This window comes from Neobacillus jeddahensis (assembly GCF_000612625.1).
GTDB lineage: Bacteria > Bacillota > Bacilli > Bacillales > Cytobacillaceae > Neobacillus > Neobacillus jeddahensis.
Map to the genome: position 1 here is coordinate 1 of NZ_CCAS010000050.1, position 22,951 is coordinate 22,951.

General features: G+C 40.5%; 26 protein-coding genes and 2 riboswitches. Of the genes, 21 read left to right on the forward strand and 5 right to left on the reverse strand.

Annotated elements, in window-relative coordinates; genetic code table 11:
- The first annotated feature begins 266 nt into the window (after positions 1–266).
- Positions 267–623: a toprim domain-containing protein gene (locus tag TY15_RS17700; RefSeq protein WP_040203948.1), complete on the forward strand. Its 357-nt coding sequence runs from the start codon at positions 267–269 to the stop codon at positions 621–623.
- 3 nt (positions 624–626) lie between these two features.
- Positions 627–938 (forward strand): thioredoxin family protein, encoded by a 312-nt coding sequence (locus TY15_RS17705; protein ID WP_244440955.1) that lies wholly within the window; start codon positions 627–629, stop codon positions 936–938.
- Positions 939–1,371: 433 nt separating this feature from the next.
- Here the strand turns inward: TY15_RS17705 and TY15_RS17715 are convergent, their stop codons facing one another.
- A complete protein-coding gene (locus TY15_RS17715; protein WP_040203944.1) occupies positions 1,372–2,286 on the reverse strand; it encodes a nuclease-related domain-containing protein in 915 nt (304 codons plus the stop codon).
- Positions 2,287–2,500: 214 nt separating this feature from the next.
- On the opposite strand from TY15_RS17715, the gene TY15_RS17720 reads away from it, so the two are divergent.
- The 15 genes from TY15_RS17720 (at position 2,501) to yunB (ending at position 17,494) form a co-directional block, all read left to right on the forward strand.
- Complete coding sequence (locus TY15_RS17720) at positions 2,501–2,854, forward strand: SCP2 sterol-binding domain-containing protein (RefSeq protein ID WP_081799447.1); 354 nt, start codon at positions 2,501–2,503, stop codon at positions 2,852–2,854.
- Between the two features lie 82 nt (positions 2,855–2,936).
- Positions 2,937–3,039, forward strand: a riboswitch (SAM riboswitch).
- A gap of 72 nt (positions 3,040–3,111) precedes the next feature.
- Positions 3,112–4,428: an O-acetylhomoserine aminocarboxypropyltransferase/cysteine synthase family protein gene (locus tag TY15_RS17725; RefSeq protein WP_040203939.1), complete on the forward strand. Its 1,317-nt coding sequence runs from the start codon at positions 3,112–3,114 to the stop codon at positions 4,426–4,428.
- A gap of 131 nt (positions 4,429–4,559) precedes the next feature.
- Positions 4,560–4,670: riboswitch (SAM riboswitch) on the forward strand.
- 138 nt (positions 4,671–4,808) lie between these two features.
- Positions 4,809–5,834, forward strand: coding sequence for a methionine ABC transporter ATP-binding protein (locus TY15_RS17730; protein ID WP_040203938.1), 1,026 nt, complete (start codon positions 4,809–4,811; stop codon positions 5,832–5,834).
- Entirely contained in the window at positions 5,827–6,495 is a 669-nt protein-coding gene (locus TY15_RS17735; RefSeq protein ID WP_040203936.1) for a methionine ABC transporter permease, read from the forward strand. The genes TY15_RS17730 and TY15_RS17735 overlap by 8 nt, the downstream gene beginning before the upstream one ends.
- Positions 6,496–6,509: 14 nt before the next feature.
- Positions 6,510–7,346: a MetQ/NlpA family ABC transporter substrate-binding protein gene (locus TY15_RS17740; protein ID WP_040203934.1), complete on the forward strand. Its 837-nt coding sequence runs from the start codon at positions 6,510–6,512 to the stop codon at positions 7,344–7,346.
- A 381-nt stretch (positions 7,347–7,727) separates the two neighbouring features.
- Complete coding sequence (gene sufC / locus TY15_RS17745; protein WP_040203930.1) at positions 7,728–8,513, forward strand: Fe-S cluster assembly ATPase SufC; 786 nt, start codon at positions 7,728–7,730, stop codon at positions 8,511–8,513.
- Positions 8,514–8,534: 21 nt separating this feature from the next.
- Positions 8,535–9,845: a Fe-S cluster assembly protein SufD gene (gene sufD / locus TY15_RS17750; protein WP_040203929.1), complete on the forward strand. Its 1,311-nt coding sequence runs from the start codon at positions 8,535–8,537 to the stop codon at positions 9,843–9,845.
- Entirely contained in the window at positions 9,845–11,074 is a 1,230-nt protein-coding gene (locus TY15_RS17755) for a cysteine desulfurase (RefSeq protein WP_040203927.1), read from the forward strand. Before sufD ends, TY15_RS17755 begins: the two co-directional genes overlap by 1 nt.
- Positions 11,064–11,504 carry a Fe-S cluster assembly sulfur transfer protein SufU gene (gene sufU / locus TY15_RS17760; RefSeq protein ID WP_040203926.1) on the forward strand — a complete coding sequence of 147 codons (441 nt, stop codon included), beginning with the start codon at positions 11,064–11,066 and terminating at the stop codon, positions 11,502–11,504. Before TY15_RS17755 ends, sufU begins: the two co-directional genes overlap by 11 nt.
- Before the next feature lie 129 nt (positions 11,505–11,633).
- A complete protein-coding gene (gene sufB / locus TY15_RS17765; RefSeq protein ID WP_040203923.1) occupies positions 11,634–13,031 on the forward strand; it encodes a Fe-S cluster assembly protein SufB in 1,398 nt (465 codons plus the stop codon).
- Between the two features lie 178 nt (positions 13,032–13,209).
- Positions 13,210–14,055 carry a DUF72 domain-containing protein gene (locus tag TY15_RS17770; protein WP_040203921.1) on the forward strand — a complete coding sequence of 282 codons (846 nt, stop codon included), beginning with the start codon at positions 13,210–13,212 and terminating at the stop codon, positions 14,053–14,055.
- A 31-nt stretch (positions 14,056–14,086) separates the two neighbouring features.
- A complete protein-coding gene (locus tag TY15_RS17775) occupies positions 14,087–14,908 on the forward strand; it encodes a sulfite exporter TauE/SafE family protein (RefSeq protein ID WP_040203919.1) in 822 nt (273 codons plus the stop codon).
- A gap of 5 nt (positions 14,909–14,913) precedes the next feature.
- A complete protein-coding gene (locus TY15_RS17780) occupies positions 14,914–16,266 on the forward strand; it encodes a bifunctional metallophosphatase/5'-nucleotidase (RefSeq protein WP_040203918.1) in 1,353 nt (450 codons plus the stop codon).
- 60 nt (positions 16,267–16,326) lie between these two features.
- The gene (locus TY15_RS17785; protein WP_040203996.1) at positions 16,327–16,629 is read left to right on the forward strand and encodes a YunC family protein; all 303 of its coding nucleotides are present in this window, start codon (positions 16,327–16,329) and stop codon (positions 16,627–16,629) included.
- Positions 16,630–16,711: 82 nt separating this feature from the next.
- Complete coding sequence (gene yunB / locus TY15_RS17790) at positions 16,712–17,494, forward strand: sporulation protein YunB (RefSeq protein WP_040203917.1); 783 nt, start codon at positions 16,712–16,714, stop codon at positions 17,492–17,494.
- A gap of 25 nt (positions 17,495–17,519) precedes the next feature.
- On the opposite strand, the gene TY15_RS17795 is transcribed toward yunB, so the two are convergent.
- Positions 17,520–18,482 carry a M23 family metallopeptidase gene (locus tag TY15_RS17795; RefSeq protein ID WP_244440956.1) on the reverse strand — a complete coding sequence of 321 codons (963 nt, stop codon included), beginning with the start codon at positions 18,480–18,482 and terminating at the stop codon, positions 17,520–17,522.
- A gap of 302 nt (positions 18,483–18,784) precedes the next feature.
- Here TY15_RS17795 and lipA point away from each other — a divergent pair, with 302 nt between their 5' ends.
- Positions 18,785–19,702 carry a lipoyl synthase gene (gene lipA, locus TY15_RS17800; protein ID WP_040203913.1) on the forward strand — a complete coding sequence of 306 codons (918 nt, stop codon included), beginning with the start codon at positions 18,785–18,787 and terminating at the stop codon, positions 19,700–19,702.
- A 41-nt stretch (positions 19,703–19,743) separates the two neighbouring features.
- On the opposite strand, the gene TY15_RS17805 is transcribed toward lipA, so the two are convergent.
- Entirely contained in the window at positions 19,744–20,382 is a 639-nt protein-coding gene (locus TY15_RS17805) for a YhcN/YlaJ family sporulation lipoprotein (protein ID WP_040203911.1), read from the reverse strand.
- A gap of 117 nt (positions 20,383–20,499) precedes the next feature.
- Here TY15_RS17805 and TY15_RS17810 point away from each other — a divergent pair, with 117 nt between their 5' ends.
- Positions 20,500–20,775: a YutD family protein gene (locus tag TY15_RS17810; RefSeq protein ID WP_040203909.1), complete on the forward strand. Its 276-nt coding sequence runs from the start codon at positions 20,500–20,502 to the stop codon at positions 20,773–20,775.
- 40 nt (positions 20,776–20,815) lie between these two features.
- Here the strand turns inward: TY15_RS17810 and TY15_RS17815 are convergent, their stop codons facing one another.
- Together TY15_RS17815 and TY15_RS17820 are read right to left on the reverse strand one after the other, a co-directional pair.
- A complete protein-coding gene (locus tag TY15_RS17815; protein WP_040203907.1) occupies positions 20,816–21,100 on the reverse strand; it encodes a hypothetical protein in 285 nt (94 codons plus the stop codon).
- 61 nt (positions 21,101–21,161) lie between these two features.
- The gene (locus TY15_RS17820) at positions 21,162–21,428 is read right to left on the reverse strand and encodes a DUF3055 domain-containing protein (protein ID WP_040203905.1); all 267 of its coding nucleotides are present in this window, start codon (positions 21,426–21,428) and stop codon (positions 21,162–21,164) included.
- 183 nt (positions 21,429–21,611) lie between these two features.
- Here TY15_RS17820 and TY15_RS17825 point away from each other — a divergent pair, with 183 nt between their 5' ends.
- Positions 21,612–22,049, forward strand: a complete 438-nt coding sequence (locus TY15_RS17825) for a DUF86 domain-containing protein (RefSeq protein ID WP_040203903.1) — start codon at positions 21,612–21,614, stop codon at positions 22,047–22,049.
- A 58-nt stretch (positions 22,050–22,107) separates the two neighbouring features.
- On the forward strand, positions 22,108–22,872 hold the full coding sequence (locus TY15_RS17830; protein ID WP_040203901.1) for a TIGR01457 family HAD-type hydrolase: 765 nt from the start codon (positions 22,108–22,110) through the stop codon (positions 22,870–22,872).
- The last annotated feature ends 79 nt before the right edge of the window (positions 22,873–22,951 follow it).

A 22,951-nucleotide genomic window follows, 5' to 3' on the forward strand; every position in this document is an offset into this window, starting at 1 on the left:
TTCTTTAATTTCCACTCTTTTTCTTCTACTAAAATGGAGAGACTGTTAATAAGTATATTAAAGAGGGTGGATGCATGACGGTAAAGCAACAAAGAATGGATGTGACAGATCGGGTAATCGGAATGATCCTAAGCCTGTCCAAACCGAGCAAAAAACTACTTCTATGATGACAATAATGATATAGTTAACATACTAAGAAGAAGGCACACGTAATCAATATTTTAGAATATGTTAACATAAACAACTTTATATTACAGGTGATGGATATGAATGATTTGTATGTTGATAAAGTTCTTATTGTCGAAGGAAAATCGGATAAAAATAAGGTAAAAAACATTGTGAAGGAACCTGTTGAAATCATTTGCACCAATGGGACGATCAGTCATACAAAATTAGATGAGTTGATTGAGTTCCTTGAAGATAAGGATGTCTATATCCTTGTCGATGCGGATGCGGCGGGTGAGAAACTCCGCAAGCGGTTTAAGAGAGAATTTCCACAAGCGGAACATTTATATATTGATCGAATGTATCGCGAGGTTGCGACCGCACCAGTCCACCACTTGGCCACTGTGCTTTTAGGTGCAAATATTGATGTGCATACTGAGTTTTTAGAAATGAGTTAATGTATGATGAATGAATGGAATCGAATGGAGCTTGCTACCTTTCTTGATGAGAATGAGAGCGGCCTGCTATATTTTTATACACCACTTTGTGGTACTTGCCAGGTGGCTTCTAGGATGCTGCTGATTGTTGAGGAGCTAGTGAATTGTAAGATGGGAAAAATGAACTTGAATTTTTACCCCGATGTGGCTAAAAATTTTGCGATTGAAAGTGTTCCCTGCCTGGTTATTGTCCAACAAGGAAGCGTGAAAGAAACACTTTACGCGTTTCATTCTGTTCCTTTTTTACTTGAAAAAATAAAATACTATTTATCTTAAGCAGATGCGACGAAGCATCTGCTTTTTGGTATTCCAGGCATGTGCTGTGCTTGATCGAGGAACTGTGAGCACAATGCCTGTCGAGGTGAAAAGTATGGTGACACAGGAATTGTGAAGAGCTGACAGTGCTTGTCGAGTCAAAAAAAGAGCTATCAAGGGAACTGTGAAGTGTGGGCAGTGCCCGTCAAGTCAAAAAAAGAGCTGTCAAGGGAACTGAGAAGAGTGCACAGTGCCCATCGAGTCCAAAAAAGAACTGTCATGGGAACTGAAAAGCGCCAGAGTGCCCGACGAGTCAAAAAAAGAGCTGTCACGAGAACTGAGAAGAGCGCACAACCCATCAAGGAAAAAAAGGAAAACTGAAACGGGAACATTCAGCAAAACGCAGTTCCCATCAGTTTTTCAAAAAAAGTATTATGAAAGTAGGCAATAATCTTTATTCTAGTTTTATGAAATGGAATTCCCTCTTACCTATAGAACTATAGTTTTGCTTCAATACCCTGCGAATTGTTTTTTTCGAATCCACTACCTGGCACCATTCATGAACACCATTTGTAGTAATTTTCTCCCCCGGAAACAACAATTTTAATTCTTCCACAGCCCGCAATATTGCAGTATCAACCGATTCTTGATGACCACACAGATCACATACTAGCTTCTTATCTTCAACAAATACCATAAATGAATAACAGACCGAACAATTCAGCCCCTTCCTCAGCGATTCATAATTATATGGAGGTAACTTTTTGTAGAGTGATTCATTCTGATGCAAAGAAACTAACTTTTCAGCTATGCTCTTGTGGCGCCTGGTAAGTTTAGACGGCCGCTCATTTAAATTTCCCATAAAATTAGGTAGCTGATTTGGAAAAATGATGGGTTGGTTTATAGGGGCCTGATACAGGGTGAACTGGGGGTTGATAAAAATGACATATGATTTAATCGGGATCCGGTAACCAATACTTTGTAGTAGTTGGCGGAGCAGTGATTCACTGCGTGCTAATTGGTGCAGAGGATTCTTAATCTCTTTTTTGGAAAGGGTATAAAACCTGCCATCCTCGTAATAAAAATCCCCTTCATAATTTTTAACTTCAAATAGATAGAGAGGGTCTTGAGTGATCATAACAGAATCAAGCTGAAATGTACTGTTGTTTTGATCTAATAGCAAATCATTTAAAAACAAACTTTCACATTGAAGTTTCTCCGTCAATGAGTCAAACATCACTTCTCCCTCAAACCCTTTTACAAGGTTATGGTAGTATTGTTTGTCTTTTTCTGCTAACTGCATTCGCTTGTCTAAAATCCTCAGGATGGCAGCTTCTGAGGGTTCTTTGCGATCTTTGAAAAAACTCATCTTACACATCCTTTCCTCTTTCAATATTTATTTTATAGAAAAATATACCATCACAGAAAATGAAAATTTGACTTATTTTCAACATTTTTCAAAGCGACATATTTCTCGGGAAATCGTCATAAATGAGCAAGAGAATTGTCGATAGATTCTCGAAGGATTCCCATACCACACTGCGGAATAAAGATATATAAAAGCGCAGACCGGAGTGGTGGAGATGATGGAAACAGCTCAAACCTTTTTAGAAAATTTCAATCGGCAAGGCCATGTTCAGGAATTAATCAAACAAGTAGATATAAGAGTAGCATTACGTTGTGAACAGGAATCCTTTCAATTAGTCATAAAGAGCGGCGGAATCTTCCTTTTGGCAAATGCAGATGATCAACAAGTAAAGGGTGAGGTTAGCGGAAATGCAGTGGCAATGAAACAGTTACTAGAAGGAACGGATAGGCTGCGAGATCTCGTTCGACAAGGGAAACTAACGATTTCCTTACCATTACGAACCACGCTATTACTGGAATCGATCTTCTTTTTAACAAAGGTAGAGGAAGACTGTGCAAAAATTATTTAATCAAAGGTATTGACTCGGAATTAAACATCTTGTAAAGTAATATTTAAATATTCTATCAATAAAGACAATTCAATCATAAGTAATCTTATCAAGAGTGGTGGAGGGACTGGCCCTTTGAAACCCGGCAACCGGTAAAGATCACACGGTGCTAATTCCAGCAGAGCAATAGCTCTGATAGATGAGAAGAGCGGATCCCCTCTTCCTTTGAAGTGGGGATTTGTTCATGTCTATGATTGTGAAAAGGAGGAGCGAGTGGAATGGCGGAAAATCAAAAGAAATATCGTTTTGAAACATTAAGTGTTCATGGAGGATTATCACCAGATCCGGTGACAGGTGCGCGGGCAGTTCCGATCTATCAAAACAATGCCTATCAATTTAAAAATACCGAACATGCAGCAAACCTTTTTAGCTTAGCAGAACCTGGTTACATATATACGAGAATTCACAATCCAACGACAACCGTTTTTGAGGATCGAGTGGCGCTTTTAGAAGGCGGTGTTGGAGCACTGGCCGTTGCAAGCGGCATGGCTGCCATTACACTTGCGATTCTAAATATCGCCGAAGCAGGTGACGAGATTGTTTCAGCCGCGAACCTCTATGGTGGAACCTATAATCTTCTAGCGGTAACCTTACCTAAATATGGGATTAAGGTGAAATTTGTTGATGCAGACAATCCGGAAAACTTCCGTTCGGCCATAACAGAGAAGACTAAAGCCGTTTTTGCTGAAACCATCGGAAACCCTAGTTTACGTGTTCTGGATATTGAAAAAGTTGCGGATATTGCTCATGAAGCAGGTGTCCCGTTAATTATTGATAATACTTTTGCCACACCCTATCTCTGCCGTCCAATTGAATATGGTGCAGATATTGTTGTTCATTCGGCCACAAAGTGGTTATTAGGGAATGGCACAACAACAGGCGGAATCATCGTCGATGGAGGGAAGTTTGATTGGAATTCGCCAAAATTCCCAGGCTTCACTACGCCTGATGCAAGCTATCATGATCTTGTTTATGCGGAGGCATTAGGAGCTGTTGCTTATATCATCAAAGCACGTGTCCAATTATTACGGGATCTTGGCCCGGCCTTAAGTCCACAGAATGCCTTCCTATTTACACTCGGCCTAGAAACCTTACATGTCCGAATGAAGGAGCATGTTGCCAACACGAAACAAGTGGTTGAGTATTTAGTTAATCATCCTGCCGTAGAATGGGTCTCCTATCCAGGGCATCCCTCACATCCAGACCATGAATTAGCGGGTAAGTATTTACCAAAAGGTGCTGGTTCAATGGTGGTTTTTGGAATTAAGGGAGGCAAAGAGGCTGGGGCAAAACTGATCAATTCTCTGACTCTGTGGGCACATGTTGCTAATGTGGGCGATGCAAAAAGCTTAATCATCCATCCTGCAAGTACGACTCATCAGCAATTGGATGCAGAGGGACTGAAAGCAGCTGGAGTATCTGAGGACTTAATCCGCCTGTCTATCGGAATCGAGCATGTAGATGATTTAATCGACGATCTGGAAGCGGCGATCGAAGCGGCTACAGGTTTAGCATCCTTAAAAGCGAATGCCTAAAAATACTTCTATTAATTTTTTGAAAATGAAGATATTTTCGTTGACACACTATTTTATCCGTGATACGATAACTTTTGTAATATAATTACTTAATCAATTTAACGTGTTAATTGAATATAGATTGCTGTTAACTCTTATCAAGAGAGGTGGAGGGATGTGCCCGATGAAGCCCGGCAACCGTCAATAGTTTACTATTGAAATGGTGCCAATTCACACAAAGCGGATGCTTTGGGAGATGGGAGAAAGGATTATTTTCGTGATGCCTTTCTGCCTGCGCAGAGAGGCTTTTTATTTTTCTAAATACTAGAATCTTTTCGTTAAAACAGTCAAACCCTATATTTAAGTACAATAGGAAACCAGGATAAGAAGTGGGTGATTCAATGATTTCAATAAAAAATGCCCGCAAGATTTTTCCTTCCAAGCAAGGGGAACTAAAGGCGGTAGATGATGTCAACCTTGAGATAAAAGAAGGAGAAATTTTCGGTGTCATTGGGTATAGCGGTGCAGGGAAAAGTACCTTGATCCGCATGTTAAATGGACTGGAGCTGCCGACAGAGGGAAGCGTCACGGTGGCAGGCAGAGTGATCTCTAAGATCAAGGGAGCGGAACTTCGAAAAGCACGTCAGGAGATCAGTATGATCTTCCAACATTTCAATTTATTGTGGTCACGGACGGTCAGTGAAAATATCGCCTTCCCACTAGAAATTGCTGGGGTCAAAGGACCGCAAAGAAAGAAACGGGTGGCAGAGCTTATTAAGCTAGTTGGACTTGAAGGTCGCGAAAATGCTTATCCATCCCAATTAAGTGGTGGTCAGAAGCAGCGGGTGGGGATTGCTCGGGCACTTGCCAATAACCCGAAAGTACTGCTTTGTGATGAAGCAACATCAGCACTAGATCCACAAACGACCGATTCTATTTTGGAATTGTTGGTCGATATTAATAAGCGCCTTGGTTTAACGATTGTCTTGATTACACATGAAATGCATGTGATTCGGAAAATCTGTCACCAGGTTGCCGTGATGGAAAGTGGAAGAGTGGTTGAGCTCGGACCTGTACTCGATGTCTTTAAAAACCCGCAGCAGTCAATCACGAAACGGTTTGTACAACAGGTTTCCGAACCAGAAGAAACGAAGGAAACAGCTGATCATCTGCTAGAACATTATCATTCTGGTCAGATTGTCCAATTAACGTTTATTGGGGAATCGGCAGAGCAGCCAGTTATTTCGAATGTCATTCGTCAGCATCAGGTGACAGTTAATATTCTCCAAGGTAAAATATCACAAACGCAAAACGGATCGTTTGGAACGCTGTTCATTCATATCGATGGGGACGAGGGAGAAGTGAAGAAGGCAGTAGACTTTATTCGTTCACAGCAGGTAGGAGTGGAGGTGGTTGCAAATGATTAAGGAGTATATTCCAAATGTAGATTGGCTCATCATGTGGCAAGAAACGAAAAATACCCTGTATATGACGGGAATCTCCGTGTTGGCTACCTTTATTATCGGTACCATACTTGGATTACTCCTCTTCCTTACTGCAAAAGGAAATATGTGGGAGAATAAAGCAATAAATCTCGTAATTAGCGCTATTGTAAATATTTTCCGCTCGATCCCATTTATTATTTTAATTGTCTTATTAATCCCATTTACGACGTTCTTAGTAGGATCGATGATTGGTGAAGATGCTGCCCTACCATCATTGATCATTGGCGCCGCCCCGTTTTATGCGAGGATGGTGGAAATTGGCCTCAGAGAAATCAATAAAGGGGTTATCGAAGCAGCAAAATCAATGGGGGCGACAACAGGAACAATTATCTGGAAGGTTTTACTACCGGAATCGATGCCAGCGCTTATCTCTGGGATTACCGTTACCGCGATTGCTCTTGTCGGTTACACGGCAATGGCTGGGGCGATTGGTGCCGGGGGATTAGGAAATCTCGCCTACAATTACGGCTTCCAGCGGGGCCAAAATGATGTTACGTTTGTTGCTACAGTTATTATCTTAATTATTGTGTTTGTCATTCAGATTATTGGTGATATTATCACCTCAAAATTAGATAAAAGATAAAAGGAGAGGTCAACATGAAAAAATGGTTAACATTGCTTTTAGCATTAACAATTGTACTTGCACTTGGTGCTTGTGGTAAATCAGAGGAAAAATCAGAAGGTAGCAGTGAAAAAGACGGAAAAACATTAGTGGTTGGGGCATCTACTGTACCGCATGCTGAAATTTTAGAAAAAGCAAAACCAATTTTAAAAGAAAAAGGTATTGATCTTCAAATTAAGACATTTACGGACTATGTACTACCAAACAAAGCATTAGAATCAAAAGAATTGGATGCAAACTACTTCCAACACATTCCATACTTAGAATCTCAAAATAAAGAATTTGGCTATGATTTTGTCAATGCAGGCGGTATCCATATCGAACCAATTGGAATCTATTCTAAAAAGTATAAAAAACTAAGTGACCTTCCAGAAGGTGCGCACTTAATCATGAGTAACTCTGTTGCTGACCATGGTCGTCTCCTTTCATTACTTGAAAAAGAAGGACTTATCAAATTAAAAGACGGTATTGATAAAACAAAAGCTGAGATTAAAGATGTAGTAGAAAATCCGAAGAAATTAAAGTTCGATGCAAACTACGAAGCAAAACTATTACCACAAATCTTTAACAATGGCGAAGGAGACGCTGTGTTAATCAACTCCAACTATGCCATTGATGGCGGTCTAAACCCTGTTAAGGATTCTATTGCGATTGAAGATAAAGAATCACCGTATGTAAACGTCATTGCCGTTCGTAAAGGTGATGAAGATAAAGAAGCAATCAAAACACTCGTAGAGGTCCTTCATTCAAAAGAAATCCAAGATTTCATTCTTGAAAAATACGAAGGCGCAGTTGTTCCAGTTTCTGAGTAATATAAATAGGAAGAAAGTCAGTGATGCATGCACTGGCTTTTCTTTTTTTGGGCTGGGCAGTACAACCATACATGAAAGTTCGTCAATGGTTTAAAATAGTAAGGATTTTATGATGAAATCCAGTTGGAAATGACAAAAAAATGAGGTATGATTTTAATCGAGTGCATGGTACATAAAGTGGTTATTTTCGGAACATTCTTCAAATATCACTTTGATTCTCATTTAGAATCCTCTTAATGAAAATGATAGGTTTGTTTTTACTGTTTTGGAGTTGCTAATACATTTCATTTGTTATAAGATTAGAATGAGAATAAAATGAGAATAGAGTTTTCATTTAACTTGCTCTATAAGATACAACACTTTCTTTTCGGAGGTATAAATATGGCTGGATCAACTTTAACGATCAAAGATTTACATGTAGAAATTGAAGGAAAAGAGATTTTAAAAGGTGTGAACCTTGAAATAAAGGGTGGAGAAATTCACGCGATCATGGGACCAAATGGCACAGGTAAATCAACATTATCTTCTGCTATTATGGGACACCCGAAATATGAAGTAACAAGTGGCAGTATTATGTTAGATGGAGAAAATGTTTTAGAAATGGAAGTAGATGAGCGCGCACGTGCAGGTCTATTCTTAGCGATGCAATATCCAAGTGAAATTAACGGCGTAACAAATGCTGATTTTATGCGTTCAGCGATCAATAGCCGCCTTGGCGAAGGAAATGAAATTTCCCTTATGAAATTTATCCGTAAAATGGATAAACAAATGGAATTCCTTGAAATGGATCTAGATATGGCCCAACGTTATCTGAATGAAGGTTTCTCCGGCGGTGAGAAAAAACGGAATGAAATCTTACAATTAATGATGTTGGAACCAAAAATTGCTATTTTGGATGAAATTGACTCCGGACTAGATATTGATGCCCTTAAAGTTGTTTCCAAGGGAATTAATAAAATGCGCGGTGAAGAGTTTGGATGCTTAGTGATCACTCACTACCAACGTCTTTTAAACTATATCACTCCTGACCATGTGCACGTAATGATGCAAGGTCGTATTGTAAAATCCGGCGGACCAGAGCTGGCACAACGCTTAGAAGCAGAAGGATATGACTGGATCAAGCAAGAGCTTGGAATTGAAGATGAAACAGTTGGGCAAGAAGCGTAACAGAGTGTTAGGAGGATTACAATGACAACAGAAACAAAATTACCGTTTGATCATGGTTTTGTAAGCTCTTTTTCAAAAGAAATGAGTGAGCCGACTTGGTTCGAAGAGTTTCGTTTAAAAGCGTTAAATGTTTTCGACCAACTGCCAATGCCAAGACCTGATAAAACCAAAATAGATAAATGGAACTTCACGCATTTTAATCAACATACTGTCAAAAGTAATGCGTATCCTTCTCTTGCGGATTTGCCAGAAGAAGTAAAAGCAATCGTTGACATGGATGCTTCGGATAAAAATTTATATATTCAACGAAATCAAACACCTGCTTTGTTATCTTTATCGGATGAATTAAAAAGCAAAGGTGTTATCTTTACTGATATTTTTACAGCTGCACGTGAACATGGCGAGCTATTGAAAAAGTATTACATGACACAAGCGATCAATGTGGATGAACATCGTTTGACAGCTTTACATGCTGCACTTATTAATGGCGGAGTATTCTTATACGTTCCAAAAAACGTTGAAATTTCTGAACCGATTCAAGCAGTATTTGTTCACGATGATGCAGAGGCCAATCTGTTTAACCACGTGGTAGTTGTGGCTGAAGATAACAGTGCCGTCACATACGTTGAAAACTACATTTCTACTGTGGAAACATCTAATACATTGGTTAATATCTTGACAGAGGTTATTGCAGGTGCCAATGCCAAGGTTCAATATGGAGCAGTTGATCATTTGGCAAAAGGAATCACTACTTATGTGAATCGTCGTGGTATAGCTGGAAGAGATGCTAAAATTGAATGGGCACTTGGATTAATGAATGAAGGAAATACCATTTCTGAAAATACAACCAACCTTCTTGGTGACGGTTCCAATGGAGATACAAAAACCGTTGTCGTCGGTCGTGGTGATCAAACACAAAACTTTACCACTAAGGTTGTTCATTTCGGCAAAAATACTGTTGGAAATATTTTGAATCATGGTGTTGTGAAAGATAGCGCAACTTCTATTTTTAATGGGATTGGAAAAATCGAGCACGGTGCTTCGAAGTCAGATGCAGAGCAAACCTCTCGCGTTCTGATGTTAAGTGAAAAAGCACGCGGTGATGCTAACCCGATTCTTCTGATTGATGAAGATGATGTTGTTGCTGGTCACGCTGCGTCTGTTGGACGCGTCGATCCTGTTCAATTGTACTATTTGATGAGCAGAGGGATTCCAAAGACTGAAGCAGAGCGCTTGGTTATTCACGGATTCCTTGCACCAGTAGTTCGTCAACTTCCGATTGAAGGAGTAAAGAAGCAGCTCGTTGAAGTGATTGAAAGGAAAGTACGTTAATGGATATCAGAGCTATTCGCAGCCAATTTCCGATCCTTGATCAAGAAGTGAATGATAAACCATTAGTTTATTTGGATAGTTCAGCCACATCACAAAAACCGCTTCAAGTCATTGAGGCAGTTGAAAAATATTATCGTGAAATCAATTCCAATGTCCATCGTGGCGTGCATACACTAGGTACAAGAGCTACTGATGCTTACGAAGGGGCACGGGAAAAGGTTCGTAAATTTATTAATGCAAAGTCCACTCAAGAAGTTATTTTTACGAGAGGGACGACAACTTCGCTTAATACAGTGGCTTCAAGCTATGCCGCAGCCAACTTGCATGAGGGCGATGAAATAGTCATTACCTATATGGAGCATCATAGTAATATTATTCCGTGGCAGCAAGTGGCGAGACGGACAGGTGCTCAATTGAAGTACATCCCGCTTCAAGAGGATGGGACTATTTCACTCGATGACGTCAGAGCGACAGTTACGGCTAATACGAAAATTGTTTCTGTTATGCATGTATCAAACGTGCTTGGCGTTATTAATCCGGTCAAAGAAATCGCGCAAATTGCGCACGAAAATGGAGCCATCATGGTCGTAGATGGTGCTCAAAGTGCACCACATATGAAAATTGATGTCCAAGACCTAGATTGTGATTTCCTAGCTTTTTCCGGACATAAGATGTGTGGCCCAACCGGTATTGGCGTTCTTTATGGAAAAAAACATCTGCTTGAAAGTATGGAGCCCATTGAATTTGGTGGTGAAATGATTGATTTTGTTCAACTGTACGAATCAACATGGAAAGAGCTGCCGTGGAAATTTGAAGGTGGTACTCCGATCATAGCAGGTGCAATTGGACTAGGAGCCGCTATCGACTTTTTAAATGAAATTGGTTTAGATCAAATAGCTGAGCATGATCACAAGCTAGCTGCCTATGCGTTAGAAAAAATGTCTGCGATGGAAGGTATGACCATTTATGGTCCGCTTGATCCGGCTAAACGGACCGGTATGGTTACGTTTAATATTACTGACGTTCACCCTCACGATGTAGCAACTGTCTTGGATGCAGAGGGAATAGCTGTTCGTGCCGGACACCATTGTGCACAGCCATTAATGAGATGGCTAAAAGCATCAGCTACCGCACGTGCAAGCTTTTATTTATACAATAGTGAAGAGGATATTGATAAACTCGTTGAAGGGCTTGTCAAAACAAAGGAGTATTTCAGCGATGTCTTCTAATAATTTAGATGCATTATACCGTCGGGTCATTATGGACCACTATAAAAAACCTCGTAATCGCGGTGTTTTAGAGGATGGTAGTCATACCATAAATATGAATAACCCAACCTGTGGTGACCGTATTCAATTAACCTTCAAAGTCGAAAATGGATTAGTTACTGATGCGAAGTTCGAGGGAGAAGGCTGTTCGATTTCGATGTCATCTGCGTCCATGATGACACAAGCGATTAAAGGGAAAAAGGTCGATGAAGCAATTGAATTGTCTCATGTATTTTCTGATATGATGTTAGGAAAAGAACCGGATGATTACATTGATTTAGGTGACATTGAGGCACTTCAAGGTGTGTCAAAATTTCCAGCAAGAATTAAATGCGCCACATTAGCGTGGAAGGCAATGGAAAAAGGATTAAAGGAAGAAACACAAGAATAAATTTGAAAAACGGGATGGGAGAAGAGGGCAGTGTCCTTCTCGTTCCTTGTCGCTGGCAGTCGCTTAGCTTCTACTAAGTATCAAAGGCGACAAGGGGCTTCCGCTTTTCTAATAAGGAGGAATACGACAATGGCAAAAAAGATGCCTGAAATCGGTGATTATAAATATGGTTTTGCCGATAAAGACGTTTCCATATTCCGATCAAAACGTGGCTTAACAAAGGAAATTGTTGAAGAAATTTCAAAGCTGAAGAATGAACCACAATGGATGCTAGACTTCCGTTTGAAATCACTTGAATATTTTTACAATATGCCAATGCCACAATGGGGCGGAGACTTAAATTCATTAAACTTTGATGAAATTACTTACTATGTGAAACCGTCTGAGAAGTCCGAGAAATCATGGGACGAAGTACCTGAGGAAATTAAGGCAACATTTGATAAGCTTGGTATTCCTGAAGCAGAACAAAAGTATCTTGCTGGTGTTTCTGCACAGTATGAATCAGAGGTTGTTTATCATAACATGAAGGAAGACCTTGAAGCGTTAGGAATCGTCTTTAAGGATACGGACTCTGCTTTAAGAGAAAATGAAGACATTTTCCGTGAGCATTTTGGTAAAACCATTCCACCAACCGACAACAAATTTGCGGCGTTGAATTCAGCTGTGTGGTCGGGCGGCTCGTTCATTTATGTACCACCTGGTATTAAAGTGGATACTCCACTACAAGCCTATTTCCGGATTAACTCTGAAAATATGGGACAGTTTGAGCGTACGCTAATCATTGTTGATGAAGGCGCACATGTGCATTATGTAGAAGGTTGTACAGCACCTGTGTACACAACGAACTCTCTACACAGTGCTGTTGTAGAAATCGTTATTAAAAAGGATGCTTACTGCCGTTATACGACCATCCAAAACTGGGCAAACAATGTATTCAATTTAGTAACTAAACGGGCAGTGTGTGAAGCCAATGCCACTATGGAATGGATCGATGGAAATATTGGTTCCAAATTAACGATGAAATATCCTGCCGTTATTTTAAAAGGTGAAGGCGCTCGTGGAATGACCTTATCTATTGCAATTGCGGGTAAAGGTCAGCACCAGGATGCCGGAGCAAAAATGATTCATTTAGCTCCAAATACATCTTCAACGATTGTCTCTAAATCCATCTCTAAACATGGCGGGAAGGTAACCTATCGTGGTGTGGTTCATTTTGGTCGTAAAGCTGAAGGAGCACGTTCTAACATTGAATGTGACACGTTGATTATGGATAATCAATCTACATCAGATACGATTCCATATAATGAAATCTTGAACGATAACATCTCACTTGAGCACGAAGCAAAAGTGTCAAAAGTTTCTGAAGAACAGTTATTCTACTTGATGAGCCGCGGTATTTCACAGCAAGAAGCAACAGAAATGATCGTTATGGGCTTCATCGAGCCGTTTACAAAAGAATTACCAATGGAATATGCCGTTGAAATGAACCGTCTCATTAAGTTCGAGATGGAAGGCTCTATCGGTTAATAGCTTGAAGATATCCCCCACATGCTGCACATTGGCATGTGGGGTTTTTTGCTTGGAATTTGATCACATAGTAGGTGCATCTTTCTGATGACAATCGTTTAAGGAAGGAACGGGAAATTAGAAAATCTAGCACTGTCTAAAAATGGTTATGCTATTATTAATGATGGGGGTGATCTTCTTGATTTATATCGGTGTTACCGGCTGGCGTGACCATGACCGTCTATATTCTGGTCAATTCTCCTCAAGGGATAAATTAATGGAATATGCTGGTCATTTTCCCATTGTGGAGGTGGATGCAGCGTTTTACGCGATTCAACCAAAAGGGAATGCTGAAAAGTGGGTCAATGAAACGCCAGAAGGGTTCCAGTTTATCGTGAAAGCTTATCAGGGAATGACAGGACATCTGCGAGGGGAAAACCCTTTTGAGACAAAACAAGCGATGTTTCATGCCTTTAAAGAATCCTTAGAACCATATATAGAAAAAGACAAATTAGCGATGGTGCTCTTTCAATTTCCCCCATGGTTCACCTGCAAGCGGGAAAATGTCGCGTATTTAAGGTGGTGTAAACAAGAGATGGGCAGCCTGCCTTGTGCGCTGGAGTTTAGGCACCAATCATGGTTTGCATCCCCCTATTTTCAAAAAACCATCGATTTTTTGAAAGCAGAAAAATGGATTCAATGTATTTGTGATGAGCCCCAATCCGGGGAGGGCTCAATTCCAGCCGTACTCGAAACGACCACAGATGATAAGGTCCTTATTCGATTTCATGGCCGTAATGTATATGGCTGGCAAAAGCGGAATGCCGAAAACTGGCGTGAGGTTCGTTATCTCTATCGGTATAATCAACAAGAACTACAAGAATGGGCCGTTCATGTGGAAAAATTAACGCAGGAATGTAAACATGTTTATCTCCTGTTTAACAACAACTCCGGCGGGGATGCGGCCGATAATGCCAAAGAAATGATCGATCTTTTACAATTAGAGTATCAAGGTCTCGCCCCGAGACAACTAGGTTTATTTTGATCATGAAACAGACACGAGAAGGTGCTAACAAATGGAATGGATTATTTTAGTTATCGTAGGGATTGCGGCTAGTTCATTAGGATCGCTGATTGGTATGGGGGGAGGGATCATTGTTGTCCCGGCCTTACTTTATTTAGCAACATTGCCGACATTCAGTCATCTATCACCGCAGGTAGTAGTCGGAACCTCCCTGTTCACGATGATCTTTACAGGTCTCTCATCGACGCTCGCCTATATGAAACATAAGACGATTGATTATAAAAGTGGTTTTATTTTCTTGATTGGAAGCGGACCAGGAAGTATCCTCGGTGCGTGGGTTACGGAAAAAATGGATTTGCACTCTTTTAATATTTATTTTGGTCTGTTTATCCTATTTATCTCGCTCGTGCTGGTCGTTAAGGAAAAATTAAAGCCACTTCCCTATCGGAAAGATAAGGGGGTCGTCCTTACCTTTACCGATAATAGTGGAACGACTTTTGAGTACGGATATAATCCCATTATCGGTGTCCTGATTGCCTTTATTGTTGGGCTCCTATCAGGAGTTTTCGGAATCGGCGGTGGCTCACTCATGGTGCCAACCATGATCTTATTGTTCTTTTTCCCACCGCATGTAGCAACAGCGACATCGATGTTTATGATTTTACCCACTTCAATCTTAAGCTCGATCACGCATATTAGTTTAGGAAACGTGAACTGGTTATATGCGTTGGCATTAATACCGGGAGCCTGGATTGGTGCAAAGGTGGGCGTATTTTTGAATACAAAGTTTAAGAGCAAGACGATTGTGTTCATTTTAAGAGCTATCCTCATTATTGTTGGGGTTCGTTTAATTTATCAAGGAATTGCAGGGTAGATAGCATGGAAACAATACATATTTATCATACGAACGATCTCCATAGTCATTTTGAAAATTGGCCACGTATTCAGCAATTTCTACTGAAACGTAAGCAACATCATCAGGAAAGTGGAGATGAAACGTTTCTCTTTGATATTGGAGATTTCCTTGATCGTTGGCATCCATTCAGTGAGGGGACAAAGGGCAAAGGGAACATCAATCTACTAAATGAGTGTCACTATACGGCTGTAACGATCGGTAATAATGAAGGGGTTAACCTTCCGCATGATGATTTAGAGCATCTTTACGACGATGCTAATTTTGATGTGATCCTTGCTAACCTTTATCGAAAGAATGGTCTCCATCCTAATTGGGTAAGGCCATATAAGATATATCATACCAAAAAAGGGACACGTATAGGGGTCATCGGTTTAACAGCACACTTTACACATCTTTACGATTTGCTTGGCTGGAAGATCACAGAACCGATATCCGAGCTTGAAAAGTGGTTAGAACCATTAAGGAAGGAAGCCGATTTTATTGTCTTGCTCTCCCATCTTGGTCTTCATGAAGATGAAAGGATTGCCGTTGAATTTCCTGAAATTGATGTTATCTTAGGTGCCCATACTCATCACGTATTAGAACATGGGAAACAAATCGGGAATACGATGCTTGGGGCAGCGGGGAAATATGGATATTTTGTCGGCCACATGGCCATTAAAATGGATGAGAAGAAAGTTGTCACCCATAAAGAAGCCATTGTTTATGATAGTAAGGCGATTCCGGCTGTTCCACACGAACAGGAGCAGATTGATCTCTTTTTTAACAAAGGAAAAGAACTGTTAAACCACAAGATCACCACCTTGCCCAATCCTTTAGTGAACGATCCCTTTCAGGAAACAGAGTTTTCACGATTGCTTAGTGAAACTTTACGGGAGTGGTGCAGCGCCGATTGTGCGATGATCAACGCAGGTCTTTTATTAGGGCCTTTATCTGGTGATGTGACCGAATATGACTTGTTGTCCATTTGCCCACATCCCATTAATCCCTGTGTGGTTGAATTGAGGGGAAGGGAACTACGAGAGATTTTATTTCAAACACAAGATGCGAGTTTACCGCACCGAATAATAAAGGGGCTAGGATTTAGAGGCACGGTCCTGGGCGTGTTTGTCTATGCGGGAATCCAGTATGAGAATAACCGCATTCTTATTCATGACTGCGAGCTGAAGGAAGAACGAAGCTATACTTTAGCCCTACCGGACATGTTTACCTTTGGCCATTTTTTCAAAGACATTCTTCCGAATAAAAAGAAACAATATTACCTGCCAGAATTTTTGCGGGACCTATTAAAATGGAAGTTACAGAAGGAATCCTAGCCTGTCACGCATCTTCCATTCCTTTCATACTGTGATAGGGAGGAAAGGAGTGTGAAGCCGATGATGGAGCTTTCACCAATTGAAATTAACGGTCATACCTTTTTGGCTGTCACCGTTTTGCTTCCGAAAACGACCTTGCTCGCGGTGTCAAATGATAAAGGTTATATTATGTGCGGTGCCTTAGATGTAGGCTTATTAAATGAAAAATTAAAAGACCGCAAAATCATTGCCGGAAGGGCAGTAGGAGTAAGGACGATTGAGCAGCTTCTACATGCGCCGTTAGAATCAGTTACAATGGAAGCAGAGGTATTGGGAATCCACCCCGGAATGATTGGGAAGGAAGCCCTGTTAAAAATGATTTAAAAGCTTGCTTACACAGCAAGCTTTTTTTATTGGGCTAGTTCTCCTTTTACAAGCATAAATATAGCTTGAAGGGGTGATGCCATTGGCTAAATTTCAACGTCGACGTTTTTTCAAGCGGGGTCCGCTGCCCTTTAAATATGTTTTGCTCCTGACAGTTGTTTTTTTTCTTTTCTCCTCCGCTACAGGGTTGTTGTTGGTCAACAAGGGATTAGAGCCCGCCTTAATGAGATACGCTGAAACTGAAACACGTAATATTGCTTCACTTGTTATTGCTAGGGCGATTACAAAACGAACGACTAATGTAGGCGAAAATAACCAGGTTATCAAAGTTACCCCGAGTAGTGATGGAAAAAAGCAAAATGCCGAATTGAATACAGATTTAATCAATCGGGTCTTGGCAGATACGACTGCTCAAATTCAAAAAAATTTAAAAATAGCACGGAAGGGTGATATCGCCTTATTAGAATCAGATGTGGAAATTGAGACAGAAAACATGGAAAAAGAAGATGGAATTGTTTGGTATGTTCCATTAGGGCAGGCAACGAATATATCATTGTTGGGGAATATTGGACCTAAAATACCAGTGAAATTTCATGCAATTGGTGAAGTGGAACCGGATGTGCATATTGAACCAAAACAAATGGGAATCAATAGTGTCTGGATAGGGGTTTCAGTTGAAATCGAAGTATCGGTGCAGATTATTACTCCTTTTGCCACGGAAATTACGAAGCTGCAACAAAGTATTCCTGTTGGCGGGACATTGGTTGAAGGAGAGGTTCCTCAGTTTTATAATAGTGGCAGCGGCATTACACCTTCCATTCAGATTCCAGAACAGAAGACTGAAACGAAGAAGTCAGGCAAGTAAAAGGACTTTCCATTTTTGGAAAGCCCTATTTCTTCTTCTTCAGATTGAATCGTTCGATGCGTTTCCATTTTGCTAAATGGGGATACGGATCAAAAGACCATTCCGTGATGCCATTGTCTTTATACATTCCGTAATGTAAATGTGGTGGAAATTTACCTGAGGTCCCTGGTGGGCCATAGCCTGAGCTTCCGACACCGCCGATCACCTTTCCTGGCTCGACAATTTGTCCGACCTTTAAATCCTTTGAAAAACCGCTCATATGGGCAAAATAATGGTAGTTATTATTAATATCGCGGATCCCGATTCTCCAGCCGCCAAACTTGTTCCAGCCTTTCATTTCAATGATGCCATAGTTTGTAGCACGGACAGGAACCCCATAATCGGCAAAAATATCCGTGCCTTCGTGGATTCTTCTTCCGCCCCAGCCGCGGGCATCTCCCCACGTACTTCGATAGCTGTGATTGCTGTATAAAGGAACGGGAAAGACCTGTTTATCCAAATTAAGCCTCCCGAAGTGACGATAAATTTTTGCATAGCCTGCGATGATTCCCACGGTTCTATCGCGATGATAGTAATTCCATAACCCAATTTTTATATTATCGTGATCAACGCCATAGGAGAGAAGGTATTTGGCAAACGCATATAAAATATCCTCATCATCCTTTTGACTGGCTTTGCCATCTCCATTTCCATCGACTCCAAGCCCATTAAAAAACTGGATAATAGAGGGGCTTTCATCTAAAGGATTAGGGTTTGTTAATCCAGCCCAATCCTCTGGACGAAAATATATGCCAGTTAAACTATTCGGTTTGGGTAAGTCCCTCCGAACTAGGCGGATATTTCTTTCGTATTGATCAATAGCTGCTAAATAATACCAGGGGATTTGAGTAACGGTTTCAACCTTTTTGTAAAGTTTCATTCTTTCCTGATAGGGATCTAGTTCTTGTGCATGAGCATCCCTGACAGACAAAGTTGAGGTGAAAAATATAAGGATAGTTCCAATAATGATAACAGCCCGCACCAGGAATCCTCCTTCCAATTAATGTACATGGTTAGTTTATGATTTATAGACTATTTCATTATGGTCAAAAATTGGAAATCACTGAGCCATTCTCTTTGAGAAATAAATGGATAGTGGCTAAACCCTTTAAATAGTAAGGTTTTACCCACTTTTTTACCCTTCTGAAAAATATATAGCTGTGATTCAATTGCTTGTCGTTCCTTTAGCATTATGATAAAGTGACTAAAGAACTCATTGATCATACATAATGGATTTTAAGGGGTGTAAAAATGAGCAAGAATGAAGAATATTTACGTAAGCCAGAATGGCTAAAAATAAAATTAAACACGAATGAGTCCTATACAGGTCTAAAAAAAATGATGCGGGAAAAAAATCTTCATACTGTTTGTGAAGAAGCAAGATGCCCAAACATTCATGAATGCTGGGCAGAAAGACGGACGGCAACTTTTATGATTTTAGGAGACACTTGTACCCGTGCCTGCCGCTTCTGTGCGGTAAAAACAGGGTTACCTACCGAGCTTGATTGGCAGGAACCGGAAAGAGTGGCAGACTCTGTTCAATTAATGAACCTAAAGCACGTGGTTGTGACAGCCGTTGCTCGTGATGATTTAAAGGATGGCGGTGCAGCTGTTTTTGCCGAGACTGTTCGCGCTATTCGCCGCAAAAACCCATTTACAAGTATTGAGGTACTTCCTTCAGATATGGGCGGGAAGGAAGAAAATTTACAGCTGTTGATGGATGCCAAACCCGATATCTTAAATCATAATATCGAGACGGTTAAACGGTTAACTCCAAGAGTGAGAGCAAGAGCAAAATACGATCGTTCACTCGAGTTTCTCCGCCGTGCAAAAGAAATGCAGCCAAGCATTCCAACTAAGTCTAGTCTTATGGTTGGCCTCGGTGAAACGAAAGAAGAAATTATTGAGGTTATGGATGATTTAAGGGCAAACAATGTTGATATTATGACAATTGGCCAGTATTTACAGCCGTCTAAGAGTCATCTCAAGGTTATCAAATACTATAGCCCTGACGAATTTAAAGAATTACAGCAAATTGCTGTTAGTAAAGGATTCAGTCACTGTGAGGCAGGACCACTTGTTCGTTCTTCTTACCATGCTGATGAACAAGTAAATGCCGCAGCGAAGCATAAGCAATTACTTGGTGAAACAGAAGCAAAAGAAGCTTAATAAGGAAAGAGTTCAGTCATATGTGGACTGAACTCTTTTGTTTACTGGTTACCTCCATTATAGGAATGATCATCTGGCGTCAGGCCATTTTCATCTTCACCGGCACTCATACGTTGACCCTGTGGGGATTTTTTCATTTGTGTGATAAGTCCATTGACTAAACTACGGGCATTTTTACTGGTTGAATCGGTGTTGGCTAGATTTTCAACATCACGCATCAACACTTTATTATCGGTGACATAAACATGGTAATATCGAGGTACTACAGATAGTGCAGTTTGCTTTACCTGGTCGGCGGTTAGGTTGCGATCTTTTGAATTGGTATCATAAGCAACTAACACTTCCTGATCGGTTACAAGGGTAGCAACGTCATTTACATTGGGAATATTTGTACTATACTTGCTGATAATATTTGCCACCTGTTCACGATCAAGAGCAGTGTACTGATCATTTGCTGTATTATCATTCATTAACGGACTTTTTTGATGACGCACGAATCCATAATTGTTGCTAACATTTTGCAATCCATTGGACCCTTCATTGTAAAGGTCATGCCTTTTATTATTAACGTTTATGGTATTGCCGCTTTCCTCATAAACATCTTTGCCAGCTAAATCCTTTGTACAGCCTGATAATGCTGCTATTGTACATAATCCTGCAATCATGATGTATTTTTTCAATGTAAACACCTCCTTTTATTAGAATGACCAAAAGGAGGATTAATTTTCTTAGCAATTGATGGGGAATCGGGTATAATGAATAATAGGTATTTGCTGGGTAAAATGAGGTGAAATAGGTTGATCGTAATTAATAATACCGTTTATGAAATATTACAGGAATATCGAAATGGGTACAATGAGGAAGCCTTCAAAGCTAGGTATAGTGATATTTTATCGAGGTATGATTATATTGTTGGCGATTGGGGCTATGGGCAGCTCCGTCTAAAAGGGTTCTTCGAAGACCAAAATCAAAAGGCTACATTTGATACAAAAATTAGCACAATGAGCGAGTATCTATATGAATACTGCAATTTCGGCTGTGCCTATTTTGTATTAAAAAAAGCGAAAAAATGAGAAGGATCAGATTAACTGACCCTTCTTTTTTTCGGAAAAATTATTCGGAATAGGGTGGCTGGACATCTGTGTCCGGGTCATCATGGGGTGGATGGGCACCCTCCATTTGTCTAGGAAGATCCTGATGAAGCGATTTCACTTCATAATTAAAGTTGCTGTACCAGCGTTGTCCCTCCTGCCATGGAGTATTCTTATTTTGCACAGGCACATCCCTTCCGATTGGGGAGCCATAAGGACCTTCTGGATATTCCTCAGCTGCAAGAAAGTTTCGCTGTTTTTCAACGTTTGAAAGCTCGGTATATTTTGCTGAATCTTTATTCGTCATGGTTTCACGCTCCTATTTACATACTAGTATGGCGTTAGCAGGTGAAAACATGAGTGAAAGATTAGATCAATTCCGTTAGGAACGATCGTAATTCCTCGGCATCTTCTTCATTTAATTGAAAGGCAAACTCTAAATAGCCTTCTTCTTCTAAGTCATCCGGTCCAATAATAGCAAAACGGTTTCCTTGCATATCAAGAACCAAATGCTTTCCATAATGACGAGTAGTTTGCACGATCGCTAGATCAAAGCGTTGATTTTCACCAACAAAGCTGACAAATCTTGTTTTTGTATCCTCTGTATCATCGTATAAGAAAAAGCGTTCCTTCATCAAATAGTCTCCTTTATATTCGACTGTATTCATCATCTAATATAGTATCAAATTTCTGGGCAAGTTGGGAGTATTAGGCTGAGTTATCATGAATTCTCAGTCGGAAAATACGAAAGGGGTAGATTGTGATACAATATGTATCGTAGGACGACAGAGAGAAGACCAAATAAGGAAGTGGATAACATGTACTTTGTTGACAGAGAGAAAATCGAAGAAACACTGCGATACTTAGAAGGACTTATCAATCTCTTCTCAAGCCATAAGAATTGGTCAACACCACTTGAAAAGGTAGCAATGGAGCGCTTATGCCATTTGATGATTGAGTCTGTTCTAGATGTTGGGAACGCCATGATTGATGGCTTTATTATGCGTGACCCGGGAAGTTATGAAGATATTATCGATATTTTAATCGATGAAAAGGTTGTGTCGCAGGAAACAGGTGCAAGCCTGAAGGCACTTATTCATTATCGAAAGATCCTGGTCCAAGACTATTTAGCAATCGACCATGGTGACATTAGCGCGCAATTTGCTCAAAATCTTTTTGAATTAGTAAATTTTGCTGAAAATGTTCGCGGCTATCTGACCCATGAATTAGGACCAGTGTCTGCATTTAAAAATTAACGTAACGACGGTGACCAATCTTTTTTATGGGTATGATACGTAGAGGAGTGATTCAGAAATGAAAAAATATAAAGGCTATCTCATTGATTTAGACGGAACGATGTATAAAGGAACCGAGCGGATTGAGGCTGCTTCTGATTTTGTCAAAAAACTGCAGGCTGAAGGAATCCCTTATTTATTTGTAACGAATAATTCATCAAGAACACCGGCTCAGGTGGCAGAGAAGCTGCGTAGTTTTGAAATTCCAGCCGAAGAAAGACTTGTTTTTACGACAAGTCAGGCAACCGCCAATTACATTTATGAACAAAAAAAGGATGCCTCGGTTTATGTGATGGGGGAAGAAGGAATTCGGACCGCGATTGCAGAAAAAGGATTATCATTTGCAGGGGAACATGCTGAGTTTGTAGTCGTTGGGATTGACCGTGAGCTAAGCTATGAAAAGTTGGCTGTTGCTTGCCTGGCGGTCCGCAATGGAGCCACATTCATTTCCACAAATGCGGATATCGCCATTCCAACGGAAAGAGGGCTACTGCCCGGAAATGGGTCGCTTACCTCTGTAATTACTGTATCAACGCAGACTAAACCAATCTTTATTGGCAAGCCAGAGTCGATTATTATGGAGCAGGCCTTAAATGTGTTGGGCACCGCTAAGGAAGAGACCTTAATGGTGGGCGATTATTATGATACCGATATTTTGGCGGGAATAAATGCAGGGATGGACACCCTATTAGTACATACCGGCGTCACAACCAAGGAATTGTTAGCCAGTTACGATCGTATGCCAACCTATTCTATTAATACTTTAGACGAGTGGAAACTATAAGAAAAGCGCAAGGCGCCCGTAATCGTCGACAAGCACAAGACGAGCCGGCGGGAAGGTTGTTCTTTAACCTTCTCGACGG